At 37.9% G+C, this 15,686-nt stretch carries 12 protein-coding genes; 7 read left to right on the top strand and 5 right to left on the bottom strand.

Annotation, left to right across the window (positions count from 1 at the left end; all coding sequences use genetic code 11):
* Nucleotides 1-13 precede the first annotated feature (13 nt).
* Genes H5120_RS05095 through pelG form a run of 5 tightly spaced genes read left to right on the top strand, consistent with a single transcriptional unit; the run spans nt 14 to nt 5,666 of the window.
* The gene (locus H5120_RS05095) at nt 14-529 is read left to right on the top strand and encodes a protein PelC (RefSeq protein WP_182673789.1); all 516 of its coding nucleotides are present in this window, start codon (nt 14-16) and stop codon (nt 527-529) included.
* Nucleotides 526-1,824, top strand: a complete 1,299-nt coding sequence (locus tag H5120_RS05100; protein WP_182673790.1) for a PelD GGDEF domain-containing protein — start codon at nt 526-528, stop codon at nt 1,822-1,824. The genes H5120_RS05095 and H5120_RS05100 overlap by 4 nt, the downstream gene beginning before the upstream one ends.
* The gene (locus H5120_RS05105; protein WP_033020714.1) at nt 1,821-2,804 is read left to right on the top strand and encodes a HEAT repeat domain-containing protein; all 984 of its coding nucleotides are present in this window, start codon (nt 1,821-1,823) and stop codon (nt 2,802-2,804) included. The genes H5120_RS05100 and H5120_RS05105 overlap by 4 nt, the downstream gene beginning before the upstream one ends.
* Nucleotides 2,797-4,314 (top strand): GT4 family glycosyltransferase PelF, encoded by a 1,518-nt coding sequence (gene pelF / locus H5120_RS05110; protein ID WP_182673791.1) that lies wholly within the window; start codon nt 2,797-2,799, stop codon nt 4,312-4,314. The genes H5120_RS05105 and pelF overlap by 8 nt, the downstream gene beginning before the upstream one ends.
* Nucleotides 4,302-5,666 carry an exopolysaccharide Pel transporter PelG gene (gene pelG / locus H5120_RS05115; protein WP_182673792.1) on the top strand — a complete coding sequence of 455 codons (1,365 nt, stop codon included), beginning with the start codon at nt 4,302-4,304 and terminating at the stop codon, nt 5,664-5,666. The genes pelF and pelG overlap by 13 nt, the downstream gene beginning before the upstream one ends.
* 270 nt (nt 5,667-5,936) lie before the next feature.
* Here pelG and H5120_RS05120 read toward each other — a convergent pair whose 3' ends face one another.
* From H5120_RS05120 to H5120_RS05130, 3 genes are all read right to left on the bottom strand, one after another.
* The gene (locus H5120_RS05120; protein WP_182673793.1) at nt 5,937-6,938 is read right to left on the bottom strand and encodes a D-Ala-D-Ala carboxypeptidase family metallohydrolase; all 1,002 of its coding nucleotides are present in this window, start codon (nt 6,936-6,938) and stop codon (nt 5,937-5,939) included.
* An 11-nt stretch (nt 6,939-6,949) separates the two neighbouring features.
* Complete coding sequence (locus tag H5120_RS05125; RefSeq protein ID WP_182673794.1) at nt 6,950-8,275, bottom strand: murein L,D-transpeptidase; 1,326 nt, start codon at nt 8,273-8,275, stop codon at nt 6,950-6,952.
* Between the two features lie 210 nt (nt 8,276-8,485).
* Nucleotides 8,486-9,463: a DNA topoisomerase IB gene (locus H5120_RS05130; RefSeq protein WP_002958945.1), complete on the bottom strand. Its 978-nt coding sequence runs from the start codon at nt 9,461-9,463 to the stop codon at nt 8,486-8,488.
* Nucleotides 9,464-9,775: 312 nt separating this feature from the next.
* Between H5120_RS05130 and H5120_RS05135 the strand changes: the two genes are divergently transcribed.
* Complete coding sequence (locus H5120_RS05135) at nt 9,776-11,662, top strand: hypothetical protein (protein WP_182673795.1); 1,887 nt, start codon at nt 9,776-9,778, stop codon at nt 11,660-11,662.
* A gap of 206 nt (nt 11,663-11,868) precedes the next feature.
* Complete coding sequence (gene purU, locus H5120_RS05140) at nt 11,869-12,699, top strand: formyltetrahydrofolate deformylase (RefSeq protein WP_024597310.1); 831 nt, start codon at nt 11,869-11,871, stop codon at nt 12,697-12,699.
* Nucleotides 12,700-12,799: 100 nt separating this feature from the next.
* Here the strand turns inward: purU and H5120_RS05145 are convergent, their stop codons facing one another.
* Both H5120_RS05145 and acs read right to left on the bottom strand, forming a co-directional pair.
* On the bottom strand, nt 12,800-13,450 hold the full coding sequence (locus H5120_RS05145) for a response regulator transcription factor (RefSeq protein WP_002958948.1): 651 nt from the start codon (nt 13,448-13,450) through the stop codon (nt 12,800-12,802).
* A gap of 104 nt (nt 13,451-13,554) precedes the next feature.
* Entirely contained in the window at nt 13,555-15,495 is a 1,941-nt protein-coding gene (gene acs, locus H5120_RS05150; RefSeq protein ID WP_182673796.1) for an acetate--CoA ligase, read from the bottom strand.
* Nucleotides 15,496-15,686 lie beyond the last annotated feature (191 nt).

Here is a 15,686-nt window from a genome sequence, read left to right on the forward strand (position 1 = left end):
GTTAGGAGAGAGTATGTTTCGTTTAATTATACCGTGTTTGGTATTACTATTATCAGCATGTACCACCAGCAGAGTTGCTGATGGTATAGAGCTTAGCCCTTCAAAAACAGTGGCACTAATGCCGCTTGTTAATCATGCTCAAACACCGCTTGCCGGTGAGCGTGCTGAAGATATTTTAGCCAGCATTTGGCAACAAAATAAATTACCAACTCTAATACGTGCACCTCGCGTAAACAGCAAAGAGCTTCCACCGCTGGATGATCAATACCGTTTAGACAATGCTATGCAATGGTTAAGCACTCAACAAGCTGACTATGTACTAACAGGCAGCATTGAAGAGTGGCGTTATAAAGCAGGGCTTGATGGCGAACCTGTTGTTGCACTTACATTATCACTCACTGTAAATGGACAAACCACACCAGTTTGGACAGGTACTATTGCTAAAAGTGGCTGGGGCCGCGATAGCATTGCAGCAACAGCACAAGATGTGATTGCCGATTTAATTTCTTATATAGAGGTTAGTGAGTGAAAACACATTTCCTTAGACCAAGAGACGTTCCTGAGCTACAAATATGGGCTGAGGTATTTATATTTACCGCGCTTGCTTTAGGGCTGCCTGTATTATTTAACGCACAGGACCCATTTTGGACTGAGGGAGGGTTTTCGTGGCCTGTACTTGGCCCACTTTTAGTTTCTTTACGCTATGGCTTTTCAAAAGGCTTTATTAGTATTTTATGTTTGCTTGTTGGCCAACTTTTTTTACTTCAAGCAAATATTTTATCACCGCAAAGCGACTTCAATATTAACGCTATGATTGGCTACATTATTGTAATTATGATCACTGGCGAATTTAGAGATGTGTGGGAGCGCACTAATCAACAGCAAAGTATTCAACTTGAGTACGTAACTGATCGTCTTGAAACATTTACTCGTCAGTATCATTTAATTAATTCATCTCACGATAGAATTGAGCAAATGCTAGCTGGCCATACGTTAAGTTTACGTGAATCGCTACAAGCAGTAAAAACCTCTATCGGGTTATTAAAAGAAAGAAGGCTTGATAGCGCAGCGCAAAAAATAATCGACTTATTTGTTGAGTACGGTTCGCTAGAAAGAGCGGGGTTATATAAAGTTGAAAACGACAGTGTTTTAGAGCCACCACTTGCCTCTATAGGTAAAATGAGTCAAATAGCTAAAAACGATCCTCTTATATTAGCGATGATCGAAGAAAAAGAATTAGTATCGGTAAAAGACGAAAAAGCATCATCGGGTATAAGTAAATACCATATGGCAATCCCACTTATCGACGTAAACAATACTATTTACGGCGCTATTTTGGTTGAAAGAATACAATTTTTTGCGCTTAAAAATACAACTCTAACATTACTTGCTGTAATGGCTGGGCATATAGGCGATTTACTTCGTCACGAAATAACAAACCCAGTAATGACGTATGAAGAGTCTCCATACTTTATTCGCCAAGTTAAGCGCGCAAATAAAGAAGCAAAACGATACAACATTCCATCGCAGCTACTAAAAATAAAAGCCAACAATATTACTGATAAATCGACTCAACTTATGAGTTATTTAAGTGAAGCCCGTCGTGGTTTAGACATTTATTTATATGATGATGAAAATCAGATATTACTGTTATTAATGCCATTAGCTGATGAACTTGAAAAAGCAGGCTTTATTGCCCGAATGAACACTTGGTGTAAAGAGCGCACTGGTAGCACTTTAGCTGAGCTTGATATTGTTATTGAGCAACAACTTGCACTACCAATAAGCTCAGATGACATAAAGAGATTGGTTTCACTTTCATGATTATAATTATTGTAGCGGCTATTTTAGGGTGTATTTGTCAGTACTTTGCACTAATAGAAGTACTGGAAACACCTGATTGGTTTTTAGCTATACTATTGCATGCTATTGCTAGCATTCTTTTTGCTTTTGTTAGCTATTTCCTGATACCTAAAAAATACAAAACGACTCCTTATAGCTCTTTACTACTCATGTTTTTATTATTGTTTACATTGCCTGTACTTGGAATTATAGGCGTTGTAGTAGCGCTTACGTTTGCTCTGTGTAAACCACTCAAAAACGATGACATAGAAATTGAAGAGCATAAAATACCTGAGCTTCCTTTTGAAGCCAGAGCAATATCAGCAAACCCGACCTATTCTATGGGCGGACTTAAAGCAATTTTGAAGCATGCTAGTGAACCAAATAAACGTCTAAGTGCCGTAATGGCGGCTCGTCACATGAGTGACTCACAAGCTATTCCTATTTTAAAGCTAGCACTTAAAGATTTAGAAGATGATATTCGCCTACTCGCCTACTCAACCCTTGATGGTAAAGAAACCAAACTCAACGAAAAAATCAGTTTGTACCAGCAAGAAATAGCCATTACGACTAAGCAGCCAAAGTTAAGTAATTTACAAAAACAACTAGCCGAACTTTATTGGGAACTTAGCTACTTAGGTTTAGCACAAGGTGCGCTTCGTAAATACGTTTTAGAAAAAGCCGAAGCACTTGCACAGCAAAGTATTGAGCACGTAAAAACACCTGCAACCTTTATATTTTTAGGGCGTATATCTTTAGCCTTAAACAAATACGAAATAGCCCATGAGTACTTACTAAAAGCAACTGAGTCGGGCATGGCAAGGCGTCATGTTCTCCCTTATAAAGCCGAAGTTGCCTTTTGTATGAACAAGTTTGACGACTGTAAACGCTACTTAAAAGAACTCCCAGAACAACCTAAGGGCAGTGAATTACGTCATTTACAGGAGTATTGGCATGAGTAACAAAAATGCAGACATTTTACTGCTTTTAGAAGGTACTTACCCTTATGTGCGTGGTGGCGTATCTAGCTGGGTTCATCAAATAATTGAAGGGTTACCTCATTATAACTTTGAGCTTGTTTTTATAGGTGGAGCGCCAGAACATTATGGCGAGATTCAATATACCTTGCCTGAAAACGTTACCAAGCTGCATGTTCATTACTTAGTACAAAATGATACCTCTGAAATAAAAGCTAAGCACGGGGTTAAATATAAAAAAGAACTCTTTGATTTTTGGCAGCAACTACAAAAATATTTTAGAGATTGTAACGAGCCAATCCCGACTGAATTATTAAAGTTTGCATTTGAAACTTTAGCTAAAAAAGACGGTATTAACGAAGCCGACTTTTTATATAGTGAATCGTCATGGCAAGTACTCACTAATTATTATTCAACTTTTTGTGATGAATCCTCTTTTATTGACTTTTTTTGGTCATATCGCAATTTATATAAACCGCTATTTAAAATAGCCGAAATTGCACGAGGGCTTCCTAAAGTTAAACTTATTCACTCAATATCTACCGGGTATGCGGGTATTTTAGGATCTGGCGCCAGTGTAATAAGTAATACTCCCTTTTTGTTGACCGAGCATGGTATTTACACCAAAGAGAGAAAAATAGATCTTATTCAAGCCAGTTGGATCAAAGAGTCAGAACAAAGCCTAGGTAAAAACTTAAATACCGAGATGGGCTTTATTCGCCGTATGTGGATCAGCTTTTTTGAGCAAATTGGCCGAACAACATACCAAGAAGCAGATAAGATCATTTCGCTATACGACGGTAACAGGCAACGCCAAATAAAAGATGGTGCAGCGCCAGAAAAAGCATTTGTTGTACCTAATGGCATTAAAACAGTGCGCTTTATTGAAGCGCTTGATCAGCGCCCAAAAAAGATACCACCGGTTGTTGGGTTAATTGGACGTGTAGTGCCTATAAAAGATATTAAAACCTTTATACGTGCGATTAAAGAAGCGCAATCGATATTACCAGAGGTCGAAGGCTGGATCATCGGCCCTTTCGAAGAAGACCCACAATACTACAAAGAGTGTGAGCTACTGGTAGGCAGCCTTGATTTACAAAACAGTGTTAAGTTTTTAGGTATGCAAGATATTACTAAAATTTTGCCTCAGCTCGGAATTGTAGCTTTAACCTCGATTTCTGAAGCGCAGCCTTTAGTGCTTTTAGAAGCAATGGCGGCTGGTGTACCTGTACTTGCTAGTGATGTTGGCTCGTGCCGCGAAATAATCGAAGGCGGAACCGATGAAGATAAAGCGTTAGGTAAAGCCGGTGAAGTTGTCCCAATTGCTTCTCCGAGCGAAACAGCAAAGCAAATATCAAACATGCTAACAAATGAGCAAGCTTGGCTTGAGTATCAAAAAAGTGGTTTAGACCGCGTACAAAAATTTTATGACGAGAGCCACATGTTTGCCCGTTACGATAAACTTTATAAGGACACAATAGCATGGCTGGAATAGGTTTTGAGATACGAAAAATTCTCAAAAAAAATACCCTGCTCTCAGTTTTTGAAGCATACGGCTACGCAGGTTTAATAGGCTCAGGGCCTTGGCTGCTCTCTATTGTAGCGTTAATGCTTATTGGTATTTTAAGTTTAGGAATTGTATTACCTAAAGTACTTATTATTCAATTTTTAACGCTTGTTACCTACATGATGGCCGCCTCACTTATTTTAACGGGTGGTTTGCAGTTATTACTAACTCGATTTATTGCCGATTTATTTTTTCAAAAAGAAGAGGCAAAGGTACTGCCTAATTTACTTGGTGCGCAACTTATAACAACAATAGCCGCGCTATTGGTAGGCTTGGCTGTATGGCCTATGCTCCCTATACCTGTTGTTACTAAGATTATAATTTTAGGTGCCTTTGTAAGCTTATGTAATCAGTGGCTTGGCGCTATTTTTCTATCGGGTATGAAAGAATACCGGTTAATTTTAATAACTATGCTAAGTGGTTACGCCTTTATGGTATTGCTTGCATATTTATTAAGAGACTGGCAGTTAGACGGCTTATTTTTTGCGTTTTTTGCAGGCGAAGCTCTGCTCTTTTTTAGCTTTTTGTTTATGATTATTCGCCGCTACCCAGGTGAAAAACTTATAAGCTTTGACTTTTTAAGCAATAAAAAAGTGTATTACAGCCTATTCTTTTGTGGTCTGTTTTATAACATTGGTGTGTGGGCTGATAAAATCATTTTTTGGTATTCACCAAGCACATCAATTCAGATTATTGGCACGTTACGAGCCAGCCCAATTTACGACTTACCTATATTTTTAGCCTATTTGTCTATTATTCCCGGTATGGCAGTATTTTTAGTAAAAATGGAAACCGACTTTGTAGAAGAATACGACCGTTTTTACACAGCTATTAGAGAGGGTTCATCGTTAGAAGAGATTTACTATTTAAAAGACAATATGATCCAAACTGCACGTGCCGGTTTATACGATATATTTAAAATTCAAGGTATTACCGTTGCCTGCTTATTATTATGGGGCGAGCAAATACTTACCTTTATTGGTATTGATCCAAACTATAAAACGCTTTTATTTATTGATGTAGTTGGTGTGGGTGTACAAGTTATATTTTTGTCTATTTTAAATATTTTGTTTTATTTAGATAAACGCTCAACCGTCCTATTTTTAGCGGGGCTATTTTTGGTAATAAACGTTGTTTTAACTTTGCTATCGATCGCTTTTGGGCCGCAATTTTATGGTTACGGCTTTGCTCTCTCAACTATTTTTACCTCTGTTGTTGGGTTATTTTGGCTTTCTAAACAATTTGAAAATTTAGAATACGAAACGTTTATGCTGCAATAGCATAATATAAAGGCTGCTTATGCAGCCTTTATATTTAAAGCTTTTCGTACAAAATTAAAATAATTAATTATTGGAAAGCGGCTGATACACACCATGTTTATAGCTCATATAAGCGCCTCAGTTTAAAGCAAAAAAGACTAGCTCAGTAAAGGTATAAAATGGTTATAAAACAAAGGACTTATAAAAACCAAGCTACCTTGGCTTAGCTAATCTTTTGTACAATTAGACTTAGCTAGTTTAGCTTTATGCTAAATGAGGTAGCCGTTGCCATTACTCACTCACCCATCGCGCTTTAAAGCCACGCGTATCAACATGTATAAATGCGCCTCTGTGCGACTTAGGCCCATAAATACCTAAACCACCTAGTAAACCTTTAAATGAGTCACGTCTAGCTAACGACTCCACTATATCGGCCATCGCTTTAGCGTCACCAATTGAATGCTTACCGTCATTATTAATATCATCCATACGGTAGTTGCCATCGTTATCTATAAAAATATCGGCAGCATCACCAAATACATGTCGGCTAAGTTTTACATTGCCAATTGATTTGTTGTAGTACGGAGTTCTATAACCGCTCATAACCACCATATTACTAACCGGTATACCTTCTAAAATCAGTTCTTTGCGTATTTTTTCTAGTTTAAGTAACAACTTATTTTGTAAAAATAAATACTTTGGGTGCTTACTTCGCTGCTTACTAACAAATTCTTTTAGTGAAAAGTGAGGTGATATTTTTACGTTTTCATTTTCAGGCGTTACCTTAACAAAGCCATCGGGCACTATGTAGTGTGAAGCGTCTTTAATCTGTGAAGGTTTAGGATAGTGCCCAATGTGGTAATACTTGAGCTTTCCTCCTTCAACATTGTCTGCCGGTACTTTTACAAATACGTTGATTTTCATACGCTGTTTTTTATCGGGCGACTCAATAATTACCGTTGTTAGACCGGGCTCTTTGGGTGCTTGCCATTGCCAGCGGTTGGTGTCTGTAAGCTTAGATTTCCCCTGAGTGTTAATTAGCGTGTAAGCATTTTTTGATTGCGCAAAAAGCACTTCAAACTCAACTTGCTCTTTGGGCATTACAAATACTGAAAACACCGAATATGGCATAACTATATCGTTAATTTTTAGGCTAAATTCTGCATCTTCAAAGTTGGCTTTGTTTTTTATATCAACTACCTGATGCGCAGGCTTTGTAGGCGCGGCAGCAAATACACTATTGCTAAATATAATTGTAAATATGGCGATAGAAATATAATGAATAAATTGCATAAACCCTCTCATTATTTATTTTTTAACAAAGCGGCAATCACCGACTGTTCATCATTTTTTAATAGTGCTTTTTTATCGCGTTGATATATGTCATCTCTAAAGTTAACCAGCTTATTTTCGTCAACCCATGCAGTCCAATAAACTAAATGAATAGGAAGAGGCTCATCTAAATAAAACGTCTGAGTACTGTTTTGAGCAAGTGCGCTGTCCATATTATTGAGTGTTTGCGCTTCTCCTTCGTACTTAATAATTTCACGCGCTAACGAAAAAGGCTTTTCTATTCTTATACAGCCATGCGATAAGGCTCGGTTTGCTTGGCTAAAGCGGTGCTTTGCTGGCGTATCGTGAACATAAATTGCTTCGGCATTGGGGAATAAATACTTAACTTCCCCTAGGGGGTTTTCTTCACCAGCACGTTTTACTAAAAAGTGATCAAATTGGTACGGCTTAATAGAATCCCAATCAATATTGCTTGGATTAACAGTTTGTGAGTCTAGGTAGCTGTTTTTTCTAATTTCAATATTATTTTTTACAAGATAGTCAGGGTCCTCGGCTACCTTTGGAGCAATTTCTTTGGTGGCAATTGAGGTGGGTATACGCCATTCAGGATTAACTACAAACTTTTCTATTTCGTCGCTAAATGCAGGTGTTTCCCAACTTGGTTTACCTACAATTACGTTATTTTTTAATTTTACATCGCCAGATTTTACAAATCGTAAGCTGTATTCAGGAATATTTACATACACATACTGCTCATCACTTGCGCCTGCAAAGTTAGTTATTCTATAAAAGTTAAGTTTTAATTTATCGAGTTTTTGCTGTGCGGGCACATTAAGCGATGCAAAAGTACGCTTACCCACTCGGCCATCAACTTTTAAACCATGGCGGCTTTGAAATTGCTTAACAGCTTGCTCTATATCTTTATCAAACGTGCATATAGCTTCGTCGCACACATTAGTTTTTAAGTCACGCTCTTGATATAAACGCTGTGCAAGTAAGCTCACCTGTTTATTATTACTGCCTAGTTCAAGCAATTCATCGTTATATAAGTGTGTAAAACCACCTTTGTTAACTATTTCTTGATACCAATTAATGGCTTTTTCTGTACGTTCAATTAACTGCGCTGAATATTGGTCAAAGTAGTAGGTGTCATCAGCTTGCATGTACTTTTGTGAGTTATAAGTAGTTAGTGAAGAGTTAGCGAGTATCACACTTTCAAGCTCATTGGCAGCGAGTGTTGGTGCTGAGCATAAACCGCTCATGCCAATAAACAATGCAGTTATTAAAGTAAAACCCTTTGCTTTAGTATGCGCCTGATTTGAAAATGACCCCTTCACTGTGTACCTCCTCGCTAAATATCGTTGATAAATGCTTTTGTACTTACCACTAAGTAGTACTCTGGAGGTGCAACGGTAATGCCAAATTAAAGTTTTAAAATAAACAATTGAAATTTAATGACTTTTTAAAAAACCTTATTCTAAACGTTAATAAATTAAACTAGAGAATATGTAATTAATATGCTCAAGTGTGTAAAGTTGCTATGGCAATTAATCTTTTAAAAAAGCTAAAAAACCACGTTCATAACGACTCAAGTACTTTGTTTTTCGTGGTAATGAAAGGGACTCTCTCCACGCAGTTTGAGTATCTTCATCTTCTTTACACAGCGTAATTAAATCGGGATGCACATAAGATTTGCGTGCTATAGCGGGAGTATTACCAAGTTGCTCAGATACGCTATCAAGCATGCTTTTTAAACTAAGCGCCCCTTTAGCTTTAGCTAATTGTTTGAATGCAATAACGCTTGCTCGCCAAGTTCTAAAGTGTTTTGCACTAAATTCCTCACCCATTATTTGCTGAATGTATTGATTTATTTCACTTGATGTAACATTTGTGCGCTCACCTTCATTTATATACTGAAATAAATGCTGGCCGGGTAAATCTTGTAAGTCTTTTATTACATGGCTAAGCACTCTATCGGTTATGTTTACTTCACGCTCCTTGCCTGATTTAGCACGGTACTTTAGCTGGATATTTTTACCCGTGAGTTTTGCATGGCGTGTGCGTAGTGTTGTAGCGCCAAAACTTTTATTTTGCTTTACGTTACGCTCGTTACCTACCCTCAACGCACCTAAATCCATAAGTCTTACAACTGCCGCTAAAGTGCGTTCAATATTAAGCTCATCGCCTTGTAAGTCTGTTTCTAAACGCGCTCTTAACAAAGGGAGTTTATTACCGAACACTCCACATGCTTGGTATTTTTTAGCCTCTTGTTGCGCCCTAAATTCAGGATGGTAGCGGTATTGCTTTCGCCCCTTACTATCAAACCCTGTCGCTAAAATATGTCCGTTTTCTTCTGGGCAAAACCAGGCGTTTTTATAGGCAGGCGGAAATGCCAATCCATTCAAACGATCAATCACATTTTGCTCTTTTATTTGCTTACCGATTGGATCAAAGTAAAGCCAACTTTTATGTTTAAGTTTACGCGTGATCCCTGGTAAATTATCGTCTACATAAATTAGCTTCATTAACCCTCCAGTTATATTTAAGCATGCATCGAGCTTTAAAATGTATCACTTTAAAATAACCTTAAACTGAACAAGACTATTGATATATAATAAAAAACCAACAACAATTATAAATACTTAATATATATTAATAATTCTATTTAGGTTTTTGTAAAAGTAGGTCGAACTTACGCGCCAGCAGCGAGTCTATTACGATTAAACTTGATGCACTCAGCGCTAAAAGTAACTACTTTAGATAGATTTATTATCCTAAGTTCAGATTAATTACACTTTGTCCCCCGCAAGTGGGGTGCTGTTTAAATGGAGAATTCAATGGCTTTTGATTATGGATCGATTGATCTTGGACTAAAAAACCCCTTCAAACTTGAAGGTAAAGTTACAGCATTAAGAGGACTCATTGAGTCTATAGCTGGTATTAGTTTACTTGTTATTGCTGCGGGCTCTGTGAAAGAAGATACAACCGCAGGTTGGATTTTAATGATATTTGGCATGTTAATATTAGCGCTTGGCATTCGCTCATTATCATCGGGTATATACGCAACCCTCAAGTATTTTGTTGGCAGAAACCACCCTACATCTTTAGCTTATAACTTTAGTAAATCGCAAACATCGACCGCCCAAGAGGAAAAAAAGGAAGTGGCCTATACAGCTAATTCTCTTGAAGAAATGCTGGTTGGTCGTAAAAACAGTACGTTTAAAGAGCCTAATGGCTTTTTATCTCGCTTGTTACACAGCTTAATCCCTAAGCTTTTATTTTTACCTTATCCTATTCGTAATGTTGCTCAGCGCTTATTTGGCTCATGGGTAAGCACCTTTGTCGCCCTTATTGCTTATGCCCTTGTTGCATTTGTATCTTTGTCGGGCTTTACCGGTGAAGCTGGGGAATTAGCATTTCCTGTTTATAGTGCAATATTAATGTTTTACGTGCTTTTTTCTTGGCGCTCTACAGGTAAACCTATCTCTCGAAATGCAGAAAAGAATATTGAAGCACTTGGTACTGGTGCGCTTGCTAAAATTATTTCTTTATCTTTTATTTTACCCATCGCTATTGGTCTTTCTATGTCATGGTTGATGAAAGAGCAGCACATTAGTAAACAAGAAATAGATAGCTGGCTTGAGCAACTACCTAGTCTTCATGCTGGAATGTACTTAATTGCAATTATTATATTAGCAACTCTAAGCTGTGCGCTTGCTTTTATCATGATTAAAGCGCGTTTAAATTCAGTTACCCCTTCAGCTGAAGTATCTGAACTACGTGAAAACTGGCAAGAGTCTGTTCATCCAGACGAGATTTTCATAAACCTCGATAACCTAGTAATGGCTAATCGTCGTTATAAAGAAGTACCTAACAGAGTTTACAGAGAATTAGACCCTAAGCTTCAAGAACAAATAGAAGGTAAAGGCGGTTTTAAAGGTGAAATGATTCAAGAGATTCAGCCTAAACTGCACTCAATGGACTTAGGTAAAAACTTTACACTCGCGAGATTACTTGCTTTGGTGAGCGGTAACTTACTTTATATTGTAGCGTTAGCATTTACTGTATTTTTAGCGTATTCGTTTATTAATATTTACCATTACATTGATGCGGCAAATATTAATAGTTTTAAACAGGCATTTAATAACCAACATGTTATTCAATTTAGTGAGCTATTAATGACAAGCTTTCACTTATTGCTAATAGGCATACTTATTAAAGCATTTGCGCAATTACTTGCAAACACAGCGCATCTATTTTTTGCAGAAATGCAATTTGAGTCACTGCTTGTGTACTTTAAATGTGAAGGCACTTTTACTGAGTCTAAAATATCAACAGGTACTGGTATTCACGATAGCACCCGCTCAGAAAATACTTTAGTACGCAGTAGCATAACGCCTTGGATTATTGTTTCTCGTGTTATCTCTACTACGTTTGCTGCAACAGGTATGAAAAACCTTGAACATCCTCGCCATATTATGGAAATGCATAAAGACGAAGGGCAATTACAAGCAATCAAAAAAGACGTTATTGCATTCTTAAAAGACCGCGAATCTATCGCCTCAATCACCAGTGAGCGTGATTTAGGTAATGCGTCACAAATACATCAACTAAACCAACAAACGCGCGCTATACCTACTCAGCAAGCGATAGCGAAAGATGATGAAGAAGCTGCCGGGTATTTAAGACAAGAAGAAAACTTATCTCCCGAGCCCAAGGGTTAATTAACCTCAAACCTAGATAATTTTTATTAATGCCACCTTGTTAACTTAGGTGGCATTTTTTTTAACCTCTATTCAATACTTTTTAACTTTATTACCTCTTTTGCACTCAACAACATGATTAATATTGGATTAGTTCACAAAGCCCTTGCTTTATGTGCCAAAACACAAATAATGAAAGGATTAATTACAGGGTAAGAATGAGGACAATGAGCTATATACTAACCACCCAATGTGCTGATGATGTAGGCTTAATAGCTAAAATTACAGGGCTTTGCCATAAAAATAATTTAAACATTACGCGTAACAACGAATTTGTAGATAAAGACGCGCAGCGATTTTTTATGCGTACAGAGCTTACAGGCGAGCCACAAAGCGACTTTTTAGATCAACTACGCGCACTGTTGCCACAAGGCGCTAAACTTGCGCTACATTGCGGCGCAAAAACTAAAGTAGTTTTACTGGCAACTAAAGAAGCTCATTGTTTAGGTGGTATGCTGTTAAAGCAATTTGAACAAACTCTTAATATTGAAGTACTCGCTGTAATTGCTAACTATGCTGATTTAGAGCCGCTAGCTAAGGGGTTTGGTGTGCCATTTCATGTTGTATCGCACGAAGGATTAACCCGTAGCGAGCATGATAAAAAGGTAGGCGATTTAATTGCCAGTTACAATCCTGACATTATTGGCCTTGCTAAATACATGCGTATTTTAAGTCCAGAATTTGTGGGTCGATTTGAAGGTAAAATAATTAATATTCATCACTCATTTTTGCCTGCATTTATAGGTGCTAAACCTTATCATCAAGCATTTGAACGCGGCGTAAAAATTATTGGTGCTACCGCTCACTTTGTTAATAATGAGCTTGATGAAGGTCCTATTATTTTGCAAGATGTAACCAGCGTTACACATGCTAATACCGCCGAAATGATGGCTAAAATGGGCAAAGATGTTGAAAAGACTGTGTTTTGTAAAGCACTTCAACTTGCCTCAGAGCATAAGCTATTTATTAATGGTAATAAAACCGTGGTGTTTTCTTAGCATTATTCCAACTACTTAATTATTCTACATATAAAAAATGCCAGCATTGTTGCTGGCATTTTTTTGCTCATAAATAAGCTAATAACTTTTTAAATATAAATTATGCCTGCTCTATTGGTTCGAGCTTTAATTTAGCGGCAATTAAAACGGCTTGGGTACGATTGTACACACCGAGTTTTCTAAATATGGCCGTAATGTGTGCTTTTACTGTCGCTTCTGATATGTGTAGTTCATAAGCAATTTGCTTATTAAGTAAACCTTCGTGCAGATATTGCAGCACTCGGTATTGTTGAGGCGTTAATGAGGCAACTTGCGCTGCTATTTCTCTATCTTCACCTTCAATTTCAGCTACTTTGTTTTTTAGCTCTTTTGGTAGCCATGTATCGCCTTCAAGTATTTGGTTAATTGCACTGGCAATATCATCAGACGATGATGATTTAGGAATAAAACCCATAGCACCGTAACCCATTACTTTAGAAACGATATTCACGTCTTCACTACCCGAAACAACGGCAATAGGTAAGCTTGGGTATTCTTCTCGAATACGAATAAGACCATATAAATCACCATTACCTGGCATGTGAAGGTCTAGCAGTAATATATCAAGATCCTCTTGCTCGCTTAACACTTGCAATGTGCTGTCAAAATCGGATGATTCAAAAACCTCTAAACCCTCAAATTTTGCGCTCAGTGCGCCCTTTAGTGCTTCACGAAATAACGGATGATCGTCCGCTATTAAAAACTGACTCATGGTTCACTCCTAATAAATTCGGCTGCCAGTTAGGTTTAAAACCTTTACTGACAGCCGATATACTACGTTTAGAATCAACTTGTAATCAAGTTTTTAACGCACATTTAACGATTTAATCTGTTCTCGATTAGTTCATCGACAACTGAAGGATCGGCAAGCGTTGACGTATCACCGAGTTGTTGGTGCTCATTTGCAGCGATTTTACGTAAAATACGACGCATAATCTTACCTGAACGTGTTTTTGGCAAACCCGGTGACCATTGAATCATATCTGGAGATGCAATTGGGCTGAGCTCTTTACGAACCCAATTACGTACCTCTTTAGTTAATTCATCGCTTACTGTTATACCTTCGTTAGGCGTAATGTAAACATAAATACCTTGGCCTTTAATATCATGCGGGTAACCTACAACAGCAGCTTCTGCTACCGCTTCATGCGCAACTAACGCACTTTCAATTTCGGCAGTACCAAGGCGGTGCCCAGACACATTAAGTACATCGTCCACACGACCTGTGATCCAGTAATAACCATCTTCATCACGACGACAACCATCGCCTGTAAAGTAAACTCCTGGGTAGGCGCTAAAATAAGTTTGTTCAAAACGTTCATGGTCGCCATAAACAGTTCGAGCTTGCGATGGCCAACTATCTAAAATAACTAAATTACCATCTACGGCACCTTCGAGTGTATTACCTTCAGCATCAAATAATGCAGGGGCAATACCAAAAAATGGATGTGTTGCAGAACCTGGTTTTGTATCAGTAGCGCCCGGAAGTGGTGTGATCATAATGCCACCGGTTTCTGTTTGCCACCATGTATCAACAATCGGGCAATTAGATTTACCAATACTCTCGTAATACCATGTCCACGCTTCTGGATTTATTGGCTCACCTACTGAACCTAAAATACGTAAACTATCGCGATGTGACGAAGCTGTAGGCTCATCACCTTTAGCCATTAGTGCTCTAATTGCTGTAGGGGCGGTATATAAAATAGTAACGCCGTGTTTATCAACTACTTCGCCCATACGCCCTGCAGTTGGATAAGTGGGGACACCTTCAAATAAAACCTGAGTACAACCGTTTACTAATGGCCCGTACGCAATGTAACTGTGGCCTGTGATCCAACCTACATCGGCACTACACCAATACACATCATCTTCTTTTAAATCAAATACGTATTCATGTGTCATTGATGAGTAAACTAAGTAGCCACCTGTAGTATGTACAACACCTTTAGGCTGACCAGTAGAACCTGATGTATACAATATAAACAAAGGATCTTCAGCGTTCATAGGCTCTGGCTCACACTTTGCTGGTAAGTCAGCAACTAAATCGTGCCACCAAATATCATGGTCATTCCAATCAACTTCACCGCCTGTTAATTGGTGCACAATAACGTGTTCAATTGTGGTTACAGTTTCTTGCGCTACCGCTTCATCTACATTTGCTTTTAATGGAACACAATTTCCTGCTCTGCGTCCCTCATCAGAAGTTATAACAACCTTAGCGCCAGAATCTCTAATACGATCAGCAATAGCCGATGGTGAAAAACCACCAAATACAACAGAATGAATAGCACCGATACGTGCACAAGCTTGCATTGCATACACCGCTTGTGGGGTCATTGGCATATAAATAGCTACGCGGTCACCTTTTTGTACACCCAGTTTTTTTAAACCATTGGCAAATTTAGCCACTTCGTCATGAAGTTTTTGATAAGTAATGTTCTCACTTTGAGAAGGATCATCACCTTCCCAAATAAGCGCAATTTTGTCTGCTTTCGTTTTTAAGTGGCGGTCAATACAGTTGTAAGACGCATTTAAATAGCCATCTTCATACCATTTAATACTGATGTGGCCTTTATCAAAAGAGGTGTTTTTAACTTTAGTGTAAGGAGTAGACCAATCGAGGCGTTTGCCATGCTCACGCCAAAAACTTTCTGGGTCATCAATAGATTGCTTATAAAGCGTATTATATTTATTTTTATCAATGAGAGTCGCATCTTTAATATGCGCAGGAACTGGATAGATACTTTGTGACATCTTCGTCTCCATTTAAATTACTTGCCTTAAGCTTTTATCAAGGATTACTCAGCAGTACTTTATTAAGTATTAGACCTTAGTTGTACTCTACTCCAATTTGCTCATTTGTAGTTTATAATCCACCTGCTTTCAATTTTTTTACATAAATAATACAACGCGTTAAATGTAAGTAAATGCAAACTAATCAACTC

This window comes from Pseudoalteromonas sp. SR43-2 (assembly GCF_014163885.1).
GTDB lineage: Bacteria > Pseudomonadota > Gammaproteobacteria > Enterobacterales > Alteromonadaceae > Pseudoalteromonas > Pseudoalteromonas distincta.